This window comes from Pseudomonas sp. 20P_3.2_Bac5, assembly GCF_025466035.1.
Lineage (GTDB): Bacteria > Pseudomonadota > Gammaproteobacteria > Pseudomonadales > Pseudomonadaceae > Aquipseudomonas.
In genome coordinates this window covers 100,951-119,546 of sequence record NZ_JANLOA010000042.1, presented here as the reverse complement: position 1 = coordinate 119,546, position 18,596 = coordinate 100,951, and the positions used below count along the sequence as shown (strand labels likewise).

Below are 18,596 nucleotides of genomic sequence, written 5' to 3'. Positions count from 1 at the left end.
GGTAATGCGGTCCTGTAGGAGCGAGCTTGCTCGCGAGAGGCTCCCCTTTTTCACACCGACACCGAGCACGCCAATGAAACGACTTTCCACCACCCTCTGCGCCCTATTGCTGGCCCATTTCACCGGCCATGCCCAAGCTGCGGCCGACCTTATCCTGGTCAACGGCCGGATCTTCACCGCCGACCACTACCTGCCCCAGGTCCAGGCCATGGCGGTCGAGGGCGACAAGGTCGTCGCCACCGGCAGCAACGAGCAGATCCGCGCCCTCGCCGATGCCGACACCCAGGTGCTCGACCTTGCCGGCAAGCGGGTCATGCCGGGCCTGATCGACACCCATTCCCACGCCATTTTCGGCGGGCTCTCGCTGTCGGCGGCGAACCTGCAGGATGAAGTCGTCGCCCTCCCCGAACTGGAGCAGCGCCTGCGCCAATGGCGCGACAACGGCCAGGCCCGCCTGGGCGCGGACACCTTGCAAGTGCAGGGCATGAACTCGGGCTACTGGGCCCAGGCCGAAGCGCTGGGGCGGCTCTTCAACCAGGGCGAATGGGCCGCGACCCCGGTCATCCTGATGGGCAGCGACCACCACACCGCCTGGGTCAATGCCCGCATGCTCGCCGTCGCCGGCATCGACAAAGCGCTGCTGGCCCGCCTCGACGCGACCGAGCGCGACACTATCGGCGCGCTGCCGAACGGCGAGCCCAGCGGCTTTCTGGTGGACGCCGGATGGGACCGGGTCTCGGCCGTGCTGCCGCCACTCGACGACGCCACCCTGCTCAAAGGCGCCGAAGCCGCAGTCCGCTACAACAACAGCCTCGGCATCACCGGCTGGATGGACCCGGCGGCCAACGCCTCGCCGGGTCAGGCGGTGTTCGCCATCAAGCCCACGGCAACCACCGTCGGCGTGCTGCCGGGCTACAAGGCGCTGGGCCTCAAGGGCCAGTTGAGCGCCCACGTCGCCGCCTTGCTGGTGGCCAACCCGAAAAGCCGCCCCGCCGACCTGGACGTGCTGGAAACGGTTCGCCAGCAGTTCGCGGGCGTACCCAACCTCACCCTGCCGGGCATCAAGATCTTCGCCGACGGCGTGCTGGAATTCCCCGCGCAGAGCGCCGCGGTGATCTCGCCGTACAGCAACAGCCACAAACAGGGCGAACTGCTGTTCGATCCCGAGCACTTCGGCGAATTGGTCACTGCTGCGGACAAACGCGGCTGGCTGGTGCATATCCACGCCGTCGGCGACCGTGCCGTGCGCGAATCGCTCAACGCCTTCGAACAGGCCCGCGCCGCCGGTGACAGCGGGATTCCCCACTCCATCACCCACCTGCAACTGGTCAACCCCAAAGAGTTCACCCGCTTCAAACCGCTCAACGTGATTGCCTCGATGCAACTGCTCTGGGCGATTGGCGACGAATACGCCATCGACATGGTCAAGCCCTACGTCAGCGCCTTTGCCTTCCGCTTCCAGTACCCGGCCCGCTCGCTGCTCAAGGCCGGCGCCACCATCGCCGGCGCCAGCGACTGGCCGGTATCGCCCGCCAACCCGTGGATGGCCATCGCCCAGGCGACCACCCGGCGCGGCAGCAAAGGCGTGCTCAACCCCGAAGAAACCATCCCGCGCGAGGTGATGTTCTACGCCTACACCCTGAACGCCGCGAAAACCATCCGCCTGGAAGACCGGATCGGCTCGCTGGTCAAAGGCAAGCAGGCGGATTTCGTCGTGCTGGACCGGGATGTGTTTACCGTCGACGAGCAGGCCTTGGCCGAGACGCAGGTGGTGCAGACCTGGTTTGGCGGGAAGGAGGTGTATCGGCAACCATAGGCAACGGGCTGAAAGGGAATTGTTGTTTCGCGATGGCGCATTGATATCTATGTGCTATTACTTCTGTTCCTCGACCTTGCAATGGAACTGCAAAAGTCAGGCGTGAGGTCGCCAGTAATATCGCGCAAAAGGAATTGCCATGAGTGAAACAGCAAGGACACAGGCCGCCGCATCGGTTGGTCCATGGAGCAAGCTCTATGAACTCAAAATCGAATTCGCGGACGACGGCGTCCCTAATGCCGGCAAAATCTACAAGAACGGCTATCAGCAGATCGGAGTGCTGCTGACGGCCAAGCCGACAGACGACCAGGGCAACCCGCTGACCGAAAGCAACAGCCCCGGCATCACCGCGCTGGTACGCCGCGCCCTGGGGTTGGTGGACTACAAGGATGCCAGCCGGCTGCAGTTCGTCCAGGCCGGCAACACCGGCGCACACTGGTGCTACACCGACACGGCCAACGGATTCACCACAGGCAGTTCGATGAACACGTTCCTGTTCAGCACAGGCTCCGTGGATGATGCGGACAGTGACGTGCTGCAATTCAGTTTCTACGTCATGTGCCCGCCGGCTGAACATGCCGCGACCATTGCCATCGCCGCGCAAGCCGATGTGCCCAACCCCGACGGCGGCGGTACCTACTCGGTGACCACGCGTGGCGTCGAACCCAACGATTTCCCAAAGAACACGCTCAGCATCGCCGCCGTGCCGCCGGTTCGCTACACCGACCTCAACACTGACCTGGCCTCGTTCCAGGCCTATCAGGATCCGGACAACAGCGAGACGCAAAAGATCGTGGCGCGCAACCATGTGTTTGCCTGCCGCGAGCCAGGCCATGAGTTCATCCGCTTCGACATCGCCCCGGCCAGCGTCGGCGAGTACTGGCATGTCTTCGACGAAAGCACCGCTTACCAGAACCCCGGCGAAGCATTCAAGCGCTACCGCAAATTCAACATCGCCTATGCCTGGAGCAAATCCAGCCCAGCGCAACAGCAGGTGTTCGGCCTGAAGGATCAACCGGGTAGCGCGTCCCACTGGTGGCCGGTTCAGGTCAACCAGGATGACAATTCCTTCTATTTCACCGTGGCCGAGTACGACACGACCCTGGGCGGTGGCCGCGGCTTCGGTTACCCCGGTTCGCCGGTCAACGTCTCTTCGCCGGCTAGCGGCGGCAAGTCCAATGTGTATTTCACCGTGTGGGATCAGTTCGGCAACTCAGGGGACTTCACCCCGGAAACCGAGGGGCTTCTCGATGATTTCAAGGTAAAGCCGGGCAGGTCCTGATCACCCCTGTGATCCCGATGATCGACCTGAACAAACCTTCCAATACTTACGGTGAATACCATGCACGCATTGCAATCAAGAGAAGAAATCGCCGCCAGCATCGACCAGAACGCCTCGGCGGCGAGCAATAGCTGGGCCGGAATCGACAAGCTATCCATTCATTTCAGCGACAACCCGGGCACCTCCGGGGGCCAGTTGTACCGCAACGGCAAGAACCAGGTCGGGGTCACGGTGCAAACCCGTGCGGTAGACAGCCGCAGAAACTGGATCATCCCGGACCAGGACCTGCTCCAGAGAATATTCAGCGCCTTGTGGCTGGTGAACGGGGAAAACCTGGCGCAGTTTTCCTGGAACAACGGGCAGCAGAATAACTGGTGCTTCAGCGATGTCCGCAACGCGTTTCTGACCACGCCGTCCGGGGGGGCCGCGTTTGTCCGTGAGCAGCACAGCTTGAGCGCGACGGTTGGCGATGATGGCACCATCTACTTCCAGTTCTACGTCACCTGTCCTTACCAGGTGACCCTTGCCAGCATCAGCATCGCCGCACAGATCAAAGGCGTGCCTGACGGCCATGGCGGTAGCCAGAACATGGATTGCGCGGGAAAAACCAGCGGCATCACAGCCAGTACGGTGTCGATCACATCGCACGAACCGCCCAATTTTTCCCCGTCAGAGCTGCAATATTTCCCGACCCGGACCATCGTCAACGGCGATGCGCCCTCCAACCACAAAGACTCCAAGAACTGGCTGTTCGAGTACCAATGGTCCGCCCCCCCGGCGTTCCCCATCCACAGCGCGGAATGGGTGAGCGGCGAAAACTGGACGTATTACACCAACTTCCAGTGTGGTAACCCGAAAAGTGGCTACCTATGGATGGCCGGTGGCCGTATCCACCTGCCCGGAACGACCTACAACGGCAACACCCAGAGCTATTTGCTGAGCAATTACTGGTACAGCGGTTCGGTGGATCGGCCCTTTAGCGTGACGACGGCCAACAACGCCATAAAACTGACCCGTTTCATTACCGGCAACTACTCCTACATCGACGGCGATGCCGGCAACTTCAACCGTACCGGGGATCACCAGGTCAAGGTGACGGACATCTATGGCACGGTGCGCTGGTTGACCATCCGCGCCTTTACCACCGCCGACGAGGGCAACCGCCCGCCCATCACCAGCGCCATTGACACCCACGGCTGATGCTGCGAGGGGCGGTGCCCCCACGCACCGCTCCGCTCCCCCGAACCTGAACTTCTACCCCCCCTCGCGCAGTGCCATCGGTGCCGCGCGACGGCAACGCACGCGCAATCGACAGGGAGTTTTGCATGAGCGACTTCTATTCCCAGGCTTTCAACTTCGCAACGGCCGTGGACGGCGGCGTCGATACCCGCACAGGCCTGTTCAACATCAACATCCCGCTGCTGCAAATACAGGGCAACGACAACCTTGGTCCCGCCCTGCCGCTAGGCCTGAGCTACACGCCGCTGAACAATACCGATGTCGGCTTCGGTATCGGCTGGACGCTCGGCCTGAGCTGTTACGACCGCAAGGCCAAGCGCATTTCGTTGTCGAGTGGAGAACAGTACTCGGTCGTGGAAACGCCCAATTCCGTCACTCTGCGCCAACAGAAACTGGACAGCCTGCGCTTCAGCAAAAAGTCGGACGCTTATCTGGTGGTACACAAGAACGGCGAAGTAGAGCAACTTGTCGGCCCCGATAAGGCCAGTGATTTCAAGGTGCCGTGCACGTTGTTCTCGCCCCTGGGTCACCGCCTCGACCTGGACTGGGACCTCAGCCGTTCACCACCTCGCCTGCGCTCGGTTAAGGATGAGCGCGGCCAGACATTCCTGACGCTGTCTTACCCTGACGGGAGGACTACCAGCGTGACCACGCTGCACGTCTGGCCGGGCACGAGTGAAGCCTATGACATCACCCTGTCCTTCCAGAACGGCTACCTGAAACAGTTGAAACATGGCGGTGCGACGCCGGCGCTGTCCTGGAACTTCACCTATGAAAACGTCGGCGGGCGCAACCTGGTCACCACCATTGCCGCGCCCACGGGAATGGTCCAGCGTGCCCAGTACCAGCCTGATGCCCAACGGTTCCCGGACGCCTCGCGGATCAGTGGCGGGCTGCCCGCAGTCATGCGTTTCACCCAACAGGCCAACGCTGGCCAGCCGGCGATAATCACCGACTACAGCTACTCGACCTACAACTACTTGGGATACGCCGGTCAGGGCGGCACCTGGTCCAACGATTCGGATTATCTCTACGGCATGCTGACCGACTATGCGTACTGGTGCCGGGCGACCACGGACGGCAAGACAGTAAAACGTACCTACAACAACTTTCACCTGCTGGTCTCGGAAGAAACCCGGGACGCGGGCTGCACCACCAACACCGAAACCCGCTACTTCGCCAAGGCAGCCAGCGGCTTCGACCAGCAGCCGCCGATCTTTCAGTTACCCCAGAGCGTCAAAGTCACCTACACCAATGCCGACAAGGCATCGCGCACCGAGGAAACCGTCAACGACTTCGACGACCAGGGCAATCCGACTTCGCAACTGACCCCCGACGGCACCCTGAACCGCTGGGAGTACTATCCGGCCGAGGGCGAAAAGGGGCTGGCGCCCGCCGAGCCCAATGGTTTTGTCAGATTGCTCAAATGCAAGTCCGTGCAGCCACCCGCCGATCTCGGTCCGGCGCCGCTGCGCAGCACCCGCTATCGGTACGCCAACAAGCCCACCGTCCCTGGCAGCCGCACGGTGCTTCCCGCATCGGCGGCACTTCAGGTCGGCGAAGACAGCTTCGCCGATGACCGCCTGCTCAACAGCCGCAGCACCGAATACGTAAGCGACGAACAGTCGCTCGAACTCGGTCGGATCACCCGCATTCAAGACAGCTTGCAGGCGGGGAAAGACGCGTACGTCACTACCCAGGACTTCACCTTTAGCAACGACGGCGAACGTTCGATTCAATCCGTCGGCTATCGCACCCACGACGACCTGCGCAACTCGACCACCAGGGTCCAATCGCGCCTGAGCGGTCGGCTCTGGTCAACCACTGACGCGCAAGGCAACACGACCTCGTATGACTACGACAGACTCGGCCGTGTGGTGCGAACCCACAAAAACCCGGGGACTGCCTTCGAGGCACAGGGCACCATCCTTTACCAGACCGACGACAGTGGCTTGCCGCAGACCGTCGCCAGCGATCCCATGGGCAACATGACCCGAACCACGTTCGACGGACTGGGCCGGACCATTCACCAGGAACAGAAAGCCGCCGACGCCCAGATCTGGACTGCTGTGTCCGCACAACGCTACGACGCCAGGGGCCGGCTCGTCGAATCCACCACCTTTGACACGATCACCCTCAACGGCGCCGCGCCGCGTGTGCTGCAAGCGAGCGAAACACGCAGCTACGACGGCTGGGGCATGGTGCACACCCTTTCTCGCAGCAACGGCTACCACTTGATCAGCCGCTATGACCCCGTCTCGCGCAGCGCCGAAACGACACTGCAAGGCGACAACCAAGGGATGCGCAGAACCTGGTTCAACGCCCAGGGCAAAGCGGTCCGTGTCGAACGCCTGAACCCCGACGGCAGCGTGGATGGCGTAATTGCCAACGAATACAACGGCGTCGGCTGGCTGATCCGCAGTCGCGACGAACTGGACCATCAAACCGCCTGGCAGTACGACGATTGGGGCCGCGTGATTCGTATCGACCTGCCCGACGGCACCACGGTAACCAAGCGTTATGCCGACGACTCCAGCAGCCCGCAGGCGATTACGGCCATCACCGTCAACGGGGTCAGTCAAGGCAGCCAGCAATTCGACGGCCTCGGCCGGCTCAAGAACAGCCGTAGCGGCGAGCGTCAGTACCGATATGACTTCGCCCACGACAGCGATCCATTGCCGGCACGTATCACCGCGCCGGACGGCAGCATCGCCCATTACAACTACATCACCGAGCTGGGCAATGCAGTCCGCAGCGTCAGCACGGACGGCTGCGAGCAGCGCTTCGACTACCAACCGGCCATGGGCTGGATGCAAAACGCCGGCGAAACCGGCGGCGGCTACCAAAGCGATTACCACAGCGATTACAACACCCAGGGCCAACTGCTCACGGAGTCCTTCAGCGCTACCGGCAACACGCGTCGCACGGCCAGCCGCGTCTACACGCCGAACGGCCTGCCGTTGTCCTACGTCGATATTGCTGGCGCCAGCGAGTCACTGGTTTACGACGATAGTGGCCGACTACAGCGCTTGAAGAACAACCATGCCGATGTCGATATCAGTTATGACACCACCGGCCGCGTCGCCCGTCGCACGGTGACCGACAACCAGAGCGGTGATGTTCTGGAGTTGTCGATGACCTATGACGCCTTCAGCCGCGAGTCCAGTCGCGAGCTGAAATCGGCCAGCGAAACCTGGAAGGTGTGTCGCGCCTACCATCGCAATGGCCAATTGAGCACCCGTGAAACCTGGCACGACGGCCAGTTGGCGCGCCACGAAGCCTACGCTTATGACGCCCGCAATCGCCTGTCCCTGTACCAATGCGCGGGTGAACCGCGCTACTTGCCGCTCGACCCCTGGGGCAAGCCGATCATGCAACAGCACTTCAGCTACGACGCGCTGGACAACATTGTCCAGTGCCATACCGAGTTCACCGGAGGCAGTGACACCGCGACGTTCCGTTATGACGCCAGCGATACCAACCAGTTGATTGAGGTCCGCCATGACCATCCTGACTACCCCACCAGCATCAAGCTTGCGTATGACGCGTGCGGTCGCCTGATCAAGGATGAAGCAGGCCGCACGCTGGACTATGACAACCTTGGCCGACTGGTCCGCGTAACGGGCGCCGGCACCGACGGCGCCTACCGCTACAACGCCATGAATCAGGTGATCACCCAGCTTGCCGGGCCGGGCAATACCCGGGACCTGTATTACCGCAATGGCCAACTGATCAACGAAACCCTCCGTGAAACCGCGCAGACCACCCGCTTTGTCCGCGCCGGTGGCAGTTGTGTGGCAGAACACCGTGACGGCGCGAACGCCGGCACCGCCCTCCTCGGCACCGATACTCAGGGCAGTGTGCTGCTGTCGCGGCACAACCGTGAAACCCGCGCCTGCGCCTACACCGCCTACGGCCACCGACAAGCCGACAGTGCGCTGCAGTCCTCATTGGGGTTTGCCGGAGAACGCCTGGACCCGGTCAGTGGCACTTACCACCTGGGCAACGGCTACCGCGCCTACAATCCGGTACTGATGCGCTTCAACGCGCCGGACAGTTTGAGCCCGTTCGGCGCGGGTGGCCTGAACCCCTATGCCTATTGCGTTGGCGACCCGATCAACCGTACCGACCCCACGGGCCACCTGAGTTGGCAAGCCTGGCTGGGTATTGGTCTGGGCGTCGTCGGTATTGTCGCCACGGCGGTGACCTTCGGTGCAGCGGCGGCGCCGTTGCTGGCGACAGAGGGCGTGCTGGCCGCGGCAGCCAGCGGTGCCTCCGCAGTCGGCGTGATCGGTGGTCTGGGCCTGGTGGCCGATGTCACCGCCATCGCCAGCGGCGCGTTGGAGTCCGCCAGCCCCATCGCGTCCTCTGCGCTGGGGTGGGCGTCGCTGGCCTTCGGTTTGCCAGGCATGGTCTCCGGAGCGGCCAGCCTCGCCCGCTCCGCCAGCCGTTGGCTGCCGGCCGCCGGCGAGGCGGCGCAAGACACGGCCCGCGCGGTACGTGGAGTGCAGGTGGAAAGCGAGCACTTGGTGGTGCTAGGCGGCGAAGTGAGCAACGTCCTTCACGAGAACCCGTACGGCAGGAGCGGCATAACTCTGTTCGAAGATACGTCCACACGCGGAGCGGGCAAGCGCCTGAACATCGTATCGCACGGAACGTACGGTAAGTTGGCGGTCGAGGTAAAACCAAAAGTCTATAGGTACGTCGACGCCCCCGAACTAGCCAAGAACTTGACCTCTGTTCGTGGCGGTTCATTGAGTGATATCGACAGCGTTCACATCATCGCGTGCTGTTCTGCGGACATTAACCCGAAAACAGGCCTCAGCTTGGGACAGGAGTTGGCGACCGAGCTGAACAAAACCGTGGAAGCTCACCATGGCCTTGTATATTTCAAAGGCCAAGGATTGCCGAAGCTAATAGATACGCTCAGTAGAACCGACGGCTTGCAACCGTTGGAATGGCTCTGGGGGGCGAATGGCGTGGTCAAGGAAAGCGGCGGGATAAAGACGTTCTATCCCCACGGCGTCCCCATGGAGTTTTGACCAGGCACCTCACCGGCAAGCCGGCTCCCACAGTTCAATCGCGTGGACCACCAAACTTGTGGCTGGCAAAGAACTCTGCGGGAGCTGGCTTGCCAGCGATGAGGGGCTATCGCCTAGCGCATCATGCTCTTCACAACGCCACATATGGGAGACAAGCCCCACGACCGACACTAGTCTGGTGCTAATCACCAGCGCAGGAGTCGAGAAAGATGTTTAAAGGGATTGGGCTGGCGAGCATGGCGCTGCTCTGGACACTGGCGATGCCGGCAGGCGCGGCCGAGGAAAAAACGGTCGCACAGACAGAACCGGCACCCCTGAAGATCGCCAACCGCACCATCATCACCTTCCAGGCCGATCTGCTCGGCGAGACCCCGGAAATCCGCGCCCAGCGCGCCGAAAACGTGATTCGCCAGGTCATGGACAGCCAGGAAGACCCGCACGTCCACCTCGACAGCATCAAGGATCAGTACCTGGTGCTGATGGGCCAACGCCGGGCGTTTATCGTCACCCCCGACGACCTCGTCGACAGCGAGGGTTCGGTAGCGGACCTGGCCGACGGCGCCGCCGCGAGGCTGCGCCAGGTGCTCGCGGAAAACCACGAAGCGCGCAACCTGCAATTCATGCTCAAGGCCGGCGGCTACGCGAGCGCCGCGACGCTGTTGTTCCTTGGCCTGCTGCGCCTGTTTGGCTGGGGCCGTGCGCGGCTGTTGGGCTGGCTGCCCATCAGCGTGCGTAAACACACCGGCGTGTTACGCATCGGCCAGACCCAGTTGCTCGACACCAGCAACTTGCTGCTCGCCTCGCGCCGGTTGGTCGACCTGGTCTACTGGCTGCTGGCGTTGCTGGTCGGCTACGAGTGGCTGAGCTTCGTGCTGCAGCGCTTCCCCTACACCCGGCCCTGGGGCGAAAGCCTCAACCAGTACCTGCTGAACCTGGCGGGGTATCTGCTGGAGGCTATCGCCAGCGCCATTCCCGGGCTGGTGATCGCGCTGCTGATCTTCTTCATCGCCCGCGGCATCAGCGCCTTCAGCAAACGCCTGTTGGCGCGCCTGGCACGACCCGGCAACATCAACTGGCTCAACGACGAAACCCTGCCGCCCACCACCCGCCTCACCTCGCTGGCGATCTGGCTGTTCGCCCTGGCCATGGCCTATCCCTATCTGCCCGGCTCCGGCACCGAGGCGTTCAAGGGCCTGTCGGTGCTGATCGGCCTGATGATTTCCCTCGGCGCCACCAGCGTGGTGGGCCAGGCCGCAGCCGGGCTGATCCTGACCTACACCCGCACCCTGCGCCCCGGCGAATTCGTGCGCATCGGCGAGCACGAAGGCACGGTCACCGAGTTGGGCATGTTCACCACCAGCATCCGCACCGGGCTCGGCGAAGTGCTGACCATCCCCAACTCGATGATCACCGGCGCGGTGACCAAGAACTACTCGCGGGTGGTCCAGGGCGCCGGCTATGTGGTCGACGCCACCGCCACCATCGGCTACGACACGCCCTGGCGCCAGGTCGAGGCGATCCTGCTGGAAGCTGCGCGGCGCACACCCGGTGTGCTGGATACCCCGCGTCCGCAGGTGTTCCAGATCGCCCTCTCGGATTTCTACCCGGAATACCGTCTGGTGGCCCAGGCCGTGCCCAGCGAGCCGCGACCGCGGGCGGAGTTGCTGAGCGTGCTGCACGCCAATATCCAGGATGTGTTCAACGAGTACGGCGTGCAGATGATGTCGCCTCACTACATGAGCGATCCGAACCACGAAAAACGGGTGCCGAAGGAGCGCTGGTACGCGGCGCCGGCGCACGAACCCGAGCCGCCACAACAGCAGTAATGAAGGGTTTTCTGTCGCTTCGCTGAACGCGCCGCAAACGGCCTTGACGCCCGGCACAACCGGGCCTTGACTGAGCTCATCGGAGGGCGTACTTTCCGCTCCGTTTTCTTCCCACACAGGAGTCCTGCCTTGGACAGTAGCCCCAGTCGATTGCGACAGGTCTGAACAGCGAGCATGTCCGGCAGCACTCCCCTGCCACTGTCTCGCTGATTACAGCGGACAGTGGCGATTCGCATCCCTGACGGGATGACGACTCCCCATTTTCCCTTGCAGTTTTCCTCCGCGGCGCGGCTGTTACGCGCGGCCTTGGGAGCCTTGCGACCGCGCAATCCATAACCCCGAATAGCGTGCCAGTTTCGTCTGGCGCACCCGCCGGCTGCGGCCGGAAAAACGAGGTGAATCATGGATTGGAAAGTCTTTCTGCTGCGCGCCGCCGCAGCGCTCATCCTCGGTGCCCTGATCGGCGCCGAACGTCAACTGCGCCAGCGCCTCACCGGCCTGCGCACCAACGCACTGGTCAGCACCGGCGCCTGCCTGTTCGTGCTGATGACCCAGGCCGTACCGGGCCTGGGCGGCGACGCGTCACGCATTGCCGCCTATGTGGTTTCCGGCATCGGCTTTCTCGGGGGCGGCGTGATCATGCGCGACGGCCTCAACGTCCGTGGCCTGAACACCGCCGCCACGCTCTGGTGCACCGCCGCCATCGGCGTGCTGTGCAGCATGGGCCTGTTGCTTGAAGCGGTGATTGGCTGCCTGGTGGTGCTCTGCGCCAACATCCTGCTGCGCGACATCGCCCAGCGCCTGAACCAGCAGGACGTGGTCCCCGCCAGCGAAGTCGAACAGCGCTACGGCGTGGAAATCGTCTGCCGCGCCGAGGACGAAATCCAGGTGCGCAGCCTGATGCTGCACAGCCTCGACGGCGTTGCCCTGCGCCTGCAATCGCTGCACAGCGAAGACCAGGCCAACCCGGCCAAGCTGGAAGTGCGCGCCGAACTGCTCGGCAATCACGGCGCCACCAGCCAGCTTGAGCGCTTGGTCAGCCGCATCAGCCTGGAAAAAGGCGTCAGCTCGGTGCGCTGGCAAGTGTTCGACCTGGCCGGCGAGTGACCCGGCCACCCCCTCCACCCCAAACTCATCCACCCCAAACAGGAGCTTCCGGAGCCCAGTCATGAATCCAGACCCCAGTCCCGTGTCACCCAGACCCGGGCCGGGCGGCGGCTGACGCGTTTTCTCGCGCCGCTGCCCGGCCTGACCGGCAGCGGCGGCAATTGCCGTGCTGCACAACACCATCCGGTGGTCGCGTCCTTGCGACCGCCCAGGAGTGCATCATGCTGTTCAAACGTTTCGGCCGGCGCCTGCTGGCGTTCTTCGACCACGGCCTGAGCCGGCATTTCCGCCGCCAGGCAATGCTGGAACTGCTGCGTAACGGCAGCGCCCGCGGCAACCTGCCGGTCGAATTCATTCGGCAACTGTCCACCGTCGCCGGCCTTGAAGCCGGTGCCCTCTACCAGCGCTTCGGCACCGGCGCCGAAGGCCTCGACGCGAGCCGCGCCGAAACCGTGCGCGACCGGGTCGGGGCCAACGTGGTCAACCAGGAAAAACCAGTCCCGCAGTTGCTGCACCTGTGGTGGTGCTACCGCAACCCGTTCAACCTGCTGCTCAGCCTGCTGGCCCTGGTGTCCTGGCTCACCGAAGACCTCACCGCCGCACTGGTGATCGGCAGTATGGTGCTGGTCTCGACGCTGCTGCGCTTTTTCCAGGAAGCCCGCTCCAACCGCGCCGCCGAGCGTCTCAAGGCGTTGGTCAGCAACACCGCCAGCGTGCTGCGCAGCGGCGACCCGGCTGTCGATCGGCGCGGTGCGGTGGAAGTACCGTTTCGCGATCTGGTCCCCGGTGATCTGGTGCTGCTGTCGGCGGGCGACATGATCCCCGCCGACCTGCGGGTGCTCGAAGCCAAGGATCTGTTTATCAGCCAGGCGGCGATCACCGGCGAATCACTGCCGGTCGAGAAATTCGCCCATGCCCGGCGCGCCGTCGGCAGCCCGCTGGAATGCGACAACCTGTGCTTCATGGGCACCAACGTGGTCAGCGGCAGCGCCCGCGCCCTGGTGGTCGGCACCGGCCAGCACACTTACTTCGGCAACCTCGCCGAGCGGGTGTTGAGCAGCGACCGCGAGCCCACCGCCTTCCAGCAGGGCGTCAACAAGGTCAGTTGGTTGCTGATCCGCTTCATGCTGGTCATGACCCCGCTAGTGCTGCTGATCAACGGTTTCACCAAGGGCGACTGGCTGGAGGCCTCGCTGTTCGCGCTGTCCATCGCCGTCGGCCTGACCCCGGAAATGCTGCCGATGATCGTCACCTCGACCTTGGCCAAGGGCGCCGTGGCGCTCTCGCGCAAGAAAGTCATCGTCAAGCGCCTGGACGCCATCCAGAACTTCGGCGCCATGGACGTGCTGTGCACCGACAAGACCGGCACCCTGACCCAGGACCGCATCGTCCTCGAGCGCCACACCGATGTGTTCGGCGTGCCCTGCGAGGCGGTGCTGGACGATGCCTGGCTGAACAGCCATCACCAGACCGGGCTGAAAAACCTGCTGGACGTCGCCGTGCTGGAACATGCCGGCCCGCAGCGGCAGGCCCGCCTGGGCAGCGCCTTCAGCAAGGTCGACGAGATCCCCTTCGACTTCCAGCGCCGGCGCATGTCGGTGGTGGTCGGGCACGACGGCAATGGCCATCGGCTGGTGTGCAAGGGCGCGCTGGAGGAAGTGCTGGCGGTGTGCACGCGGGTGCGCCTGGGCGACGAGGAACGTCCGCTGGACCCGCAACTGCTGGCACGCATCCGTGAACACACCGCCCTGCTCAATGACGAAGGCCTGCGCGTGGTCGCGGTGGCGGTCAAGCCACTGCCGGGCGGGCGCGAGCAGTATCGAGTCGCCGACGAAAGCGATCTGCTGCTCACCGGCTACATCGCCTTCCTCGACCCGCCCAAGGAAACCACGGCCGCCGCGCTGCGGGTTCTGGCCGAACAGGGCGTGGCGGTGAAAGTGCTGACGGGTGACAACGAGCGCGTCAGCCAACGCGTCTGCCGTGAAGTCGGCCTGCCGGTCGTCGGCCTGTTGCTGGGCAGCGAAATCGATGCCCTCAACGATCGCCAGCTCAGCGACCGTGCCGCCGAAGGCAACCTGTTCGCCCGCCTCACCCCGGCGCACAAGGAACGCATCGTCCGCCTGCTGCGCCAGCGCGGTCATGTGGTCGGTTTCATGGGCGACGGCATCAACGACGCCCCGGCGCTGCGCGCGGCGGACGTCGGCATTTCGGTGGATTCGGCGGTGGACATCGCCAAGGAGGCCGCGGACATCATCCTCCTGGAAAAAAGCCTGATGGTCCTGGAAGAAGGCGTGGTCGAAGGCCGCAAGACCTTCGCCAACATGCTCAAGTACATCAAGATGACCGCCAGTTCCAACTTCGGTAACGTCTTCAGCGTGCTGGTGGCCAGCGCGTTCCTGCCCTTCCTGCCGATGCTGCCGCTGCACCTGCTGGTGCAGAACCTGCTCTACGACCTGTCGCAGACCGCGATCCCTTTCGACAACGTCGATGCCGAGCAACTGACCCGGCCGCAGCGCTGGCAGGCCGAGGACATCGGGCGGTTCATGCTGTTCTTCGGACCGCTCAGTTCGATCTTCGACATCCTCACCTATGCCGTGATGTGGTTCGTGTTCGCCGCGAACACGCCGGAGCACCAGACCCTGTTCCAGTCCGGCTGGTTCGTCGAAGGGTTGCTGTCGCAGACGCTGGTGGTGCATCTGATCCGCACCCGCAAGCTGCCGTTCGTGCACAGCCGCGCGGGCTGGCCGTTGCTGGCCATGACGCTGCTGATCGTCGCTGTCGGCGTGCTGCTGCCGATGTCGCCGCTGGCGAGCTACTTCAAGCTGCAGGCGCTGCCGTTGAGCTACTTCCCGTTCCTGCTGGCGATTCTGCTGGGGTACGTCGGCGTGGTGCAGGCGATGAAAGGCTGGTTCACCCGCCGCTATGGCTGGCAATAAGCCGTTTCCGGGATCGCCTGTATTTCATCAACCGGCGCGGGACAGCTCCCGCGCCATCAACCATTGCGCCTTGCCCCATGCCTCGAACCGCTCCACCACCTGCCATCCGCGCTTGGCGTAATACTCGCTCTGGTCGTGGGTGTGCAGGTACAGGCGGGCGATGCCGGTGGCCCGGGCGTGATCACAAATGCCTTCGATCAACTGCTCCGCCAACCCTCGCCCCCGTGCTTCGGGGCGGATGAACACACAGGCGAGCCACGGTCCAAGATCGGGGCGCTCCGGCAGATCATCGCGGGCCAGCGCGGCACCGCCGAGCAGTTCGTCCTGGTCGAGGGCGATCAGGCATTTCCACTCACCGTCATGCTGCCCCGCGGCGAATTCCGCCTGCCACTCCGCCAATGGCTGTTCGAACTCGTAGCTGAACTGGCGATGGAGCCAGGTGGCCAGGGTGTCGCTGTGGTGCAGGTGGTGTTCAAGCCAATCCAGGTGCGGCATGGGAAGTCCTTGTTGACGCGCGGGTTTCAGTTTCGGTAGCCCTGGGTTACCAGGCCGATCAATTCACGCAAACTCCCGGTGCCGAGTTTGCGGTACAGCCGCTTGATATAGGTCGCCGCGCTGGACGGCCGCACGCCCAGGCGCCGGGCGATTTCGTCGTTGTCGATGCCGGTCAGCAGCAGGCGCAGCAGCTCAAGGTCGCGCGGGGTCAGCTCCGGGTACAGGGTAGCGAGGCGTTCGGCCAATACCTGCGGCAGTTCGTCGACCTGTCGCCAGGCCAGGTAATGCATGCGCACGATCTGCATCAACAAAGGTGCCCAGGCTTCCAGGTGGTCAAGCTCCTGGTTGCTGAAGCAGCCATGCTCCCGGCCCCGGTAGAAGTTCACCGACAGCCAGCGATCATTGTCGCAACGGGTCAGCAGCGCCAGGCGTTCGGCGATCTTCGGCTGCTCGTAGCAGATGCGCCGGTATTCGGCGTGGCCGATGTCATCGATGTGCTGGCGTTGCACCATGATCCGTTCACCGCCGCCGCCACTCATGGCCTGCTGGTTGCCATCCTGGTTGTAGAAGCGTTCGGCATAGTTGGAGGAGATCTTCGGCAGCGACACTTCCCGCGCCCGGTCGGCGAAGGTGAACACCTGCGGGTTGCGGCGCGGCGCATAAGCGAAGACCGTGCACTGAGCCAGCGGAATACCGTTGCCGATCAACTGCAACAGATCGCCGGCCAATTGCCGGCGATAGTCGTGCCCGACATGAGCAAGCAGCCTGGCGGCCTGGCCGATATTCAGGCTCTGCGGCGGCGGCACGGTACGCAACGGCCAGAACTGCATGGCGTTTCCCTCTCGGGGGTTTCGAAGAGCGCGAGTCTATCAGGCTGCCCGGGCAAGCTGGACGCCCTTCCTCGTCCAGGCCCATATGAGGAAGGTAGCGGGCCGTTACAAGTCGCGGCCGGCGATCACCGTCAGTTCGCTGAAGCGCTCGACATCGCCCAGGGCCTCGGCGGCCAACAGGGCGAGCTTGACCAGCAGCAGCTCACGCTTGCCGTCAGGCGCCTGGTCCAGGCTGTCGGCCAGGCGGTCATAGAGGATTTCCAGTTCGGGGGTGGTCAGGTGTGCCATGGCGATGTCCTCAGTCGTTTCCCAATGCAGCGTGGAAGGCGGCGGTCAGTGCGTCAGTGCCCAGTGCTCGCCAGCGGGCGCAGACATGCTGGTCCGGGCGGGCCAGGTAAGCGCTGCCGGCCTGCGCAGCGTATTTGCGCCGCAGATGGCCCTCGGGATCGACCAGGGTCAGATCGGCAGCGTCGACCGGGAGCGCGCTCCCCACCGCGATCAGCCGCAGGGGAATACCCCGCGCCTGCACTGCCGCGACCTGCGCCTGGATCTCCAGCGGCAACGCCCCGTCATCGGTGAAATACAGCAAGTGGAACGCCGCCCCCAAGTGATCGAACAGGTAATCGTCGTCGCCCAGGCGCACGTTCAGCAGCGGCGCGCCGGCCCGTGGGCCGTGCTGGAACAGGTTGTCGTCGGCATTGGCGCAATTGAGCGGCGAGTCGGCGTAGTCATGGGGCCGCGAGGTGCGCCAGTGAAACAGCGGTCGCACAAAGTCCTGGGTCAGTGACAACGACAGCACCGCGTCGCGCAGCAGGCGCTGGCCGGGGCTGGGCGGCGTCATGAAGCGCGTGCTCTTGCCCGCCTCCTCGATGATTTCCCGAGCCGCCGCCACCCGCTCATGACTGTAGGACGGCAACAGCCGCGGCCCGGCCAGGCCCTTGATCTGCAACGCCAGCTTCCAGCACAGGTCGTTGACGTCCTGAAACCCGGTGTTGGCCCCGCGAACACCGAAGATCGGCAGCAGGTGCGCGGCATCACCAGTGAAAATCACCCGCTGGGCAAGATAGTCCACCAGGGTCAGGGCGCGGGCGGAATACACCGAGCACCAGTCCAGTTCCCAGGTGCGATCCGCCACACCCATCAAGGCGAGCTGGGCGTCGATGCGCTGTCGCAAAGAGGCTGGGGCCAACGCCTGTTCCGGGGTTTCATCGGCGGGCAATTGATAGTCGATGCGCCAGATATCCCCCGGCTCGCGGTGCATCAACACGGTGTTGCCCGGGTTCCAGGGCGGATCGAAGTAAGCCAGGCGCTCGGTGGGCAGGTCAAGCTTGATGCGGATATCAGCGATCACGAAACGGCCTTCATAGGCCGCGCCCTCCAGCTTCAGCCCGAGCAGGCTGCGCAACCCGGAGCGGGCGCCGTCGGCGGCGATCACCCAGGTGCTCTCCAGTGCATACACGCCAGCCGGGGTGTCCACCTCCAGGCGGGCATGGTCCGGCGCTTGGGTCAGGCCGACCACCTTGTTGCCCCAACGCAGCTCGATCAGCGGATTGGCTTCGGCTGCCTCCACCAACGCGCGTTCCAGGCACGGCTGCTGCAGGTTGGTCATGGGCGGGAAGCGGTCGTCCGGGTCATGCGGCGCTTCCATGCGGAACACCAACTGATTGCGGTAGAACGAGTTGCCGAAGCGCCAGCCGAGGCCGACCTCGGTCACCCGCCCGGCAACGCCGACCTGCTGCAGGATCTCCATCGAGCGACGGGTAAACACAATGGCGCGGCTGCCCTCGCTGACCTGTTGCTCGGCCTCCAGCACCACCGAGGGAATACCGTAGCGGGCCAGTTCCAGCGCGGCGGTGAGGCCGATCGGCCCGGCGCCGACCACCACCACCGCCTCGCACCGGGTTGCGCTGGCCGCCATGTCGGCGGTGAAAGCGGGATAAACCTGATAATCGAAATACAGCGAGCGCCGCGGCTCGGTCGAGGGGCTGTGCATCGTCAATGCGTCTCCGGTGTTCTTGTGGTT

Annotated in this window: 11 protein-coding genes; 7 read left to right on the top strand and 4 right to left on the bottom strand. The window is 63.9% G+C overall.

The features are described 5' to 3' along the window. Positions 1–73 precede the first annotated feature (73 nt). From NTD88_RS06780 to mgtA, 7 genes are all read left to right on the top strand, one after another. A complete protein-coding gene (locus tag NTD88_RS06780) occupies positions 74–1,816 on the top strand; it encodes an amidohydrolase (protein ID WP_262156207.1) in 1,743 nt (580 codons plus the stop codon). Between the two features lie 139 nt (positions 1,817–1,955). After that, complete coding sequence (locus NTD88_RS06775) at positions 1,956–3,098, top strand: hypothetical protein (RefSeq protein WP_095153449.1); 1,143 nt, start codon at positions 1,956–1,958, stop codon at positions 3,096–3,098. Positions 3,099–3,158: 60 nt separating this feature from the next. Then, entirely contained in the window at positions 3,159–4,298 is a 1,140-nt protein-coding gene (locus NTD88_RS06770; RefSeq protein WP_262127817.1) for a hypothetical protein, read from the top strand. A gap of 125 nt (positions 4,299–4,423) precedes the next feature. Then, positions 4,424–9,379, top strand: coding sequence for an RHS repeat domain-containing protein (locus NTD88_RS06765; RefSeq protein ID WP_262156206.1), 4,956 nt, complete (start codon positions 4,424–4,426; stop codon positions 9,377–9,379). Between the two features lie 209 nt (positions 9,380–9,588). Then, entirely contained in the window at positions 9,589–11,205 is a 1,617-nt protein-coding gene (locus NTD88_RS06760) for a mechanosensitive ion channel family protein (protein ID WP_410017263.1), read from the top strand. A 402-nt stretch (positions 11,206–11,607) separates the two neighbouring features. Continuing rightward, positions 11,608–12,312 carry an MgtC/SapB family protein gene (locus NTD88_RS06755; RefSeq protein ID WP_110972361.1) on the top strand — a complete coding sequence of 235 codons (705 nt, stop codon included), beginning with the start codon at positions 11,608–11,610 and terminating at the stop codon, positions 12,310–12,312. A gap of 221 nt (positions 12,313–12,533) precedes the next feature. After that, positions 12,534–15,248 carry a magnesium-translocating P-type ATPase gene (gene mgtA, locus NTD88_RS06750; protein WP_262156205.1) on the top strand — a complete coding sequence of 905 codons (2,715 nt, stop codon included), beginning with the start codon at positions 12,534–12,536 and terminating at the stop codon, positions 15,246–15,248. 27 nt (positions 15,249–15,275) lie between these two features. On the opposite strand, the gene NTD88_RS06745 is transcribed toward mgtA, so the two are convergent. From NTD88_RS06745 to NTD88_RS06730, 4 genes are all read right to left on the bottom strand, one after another. Continuing rightward, entirely contained in the window at positions 15,276–15,743 is a 468-nt protein-coding gene (locus NTD88_RS06745; protein ID WP_262156204.1) for a GNAT family N-acetyltransferase, read from the bottom strand. A 26-nt stretch (positions 15,744–15,769) separates the two neighbouring features. Next, on the bottom strand, positions 15,770–16,573 hold the full coding sequence (locus NTD88_RS06740; RefSeq protein WP_262127812.1) for a helix-turn-helix transcriptional regulator: 804 nt from the start codon (positions 16,571–16,573) through the stop codon (positions 15,770–15,772). Positions 16,574–16,678: 105 nt separating this feature from the next. Continuing rightward, complete coding sequence (locus NTD88_RS06735) at positions 16,679–16,861, bottom strand: DUF2783 domain-containing protein (protein WP_095153457.1); 183 nt, start codon at positions 16,859–16,861, stop codon at positions 16,679–16,681. A gap of 10 nt (positions 16,862–16,871) precedes the next feature. Continuing rightward, entirely contained in the window at positions 16,872–18,566 is a 1,695-nt protein-coding gene (locus NTD88_RS06730) for an FAD-dependent monooxygenase (protein ID WP_262156203.1), read from the bottom strand. Between the last annotated feature and the right edge of the window lie 30 nt (positions 18,567–18,596).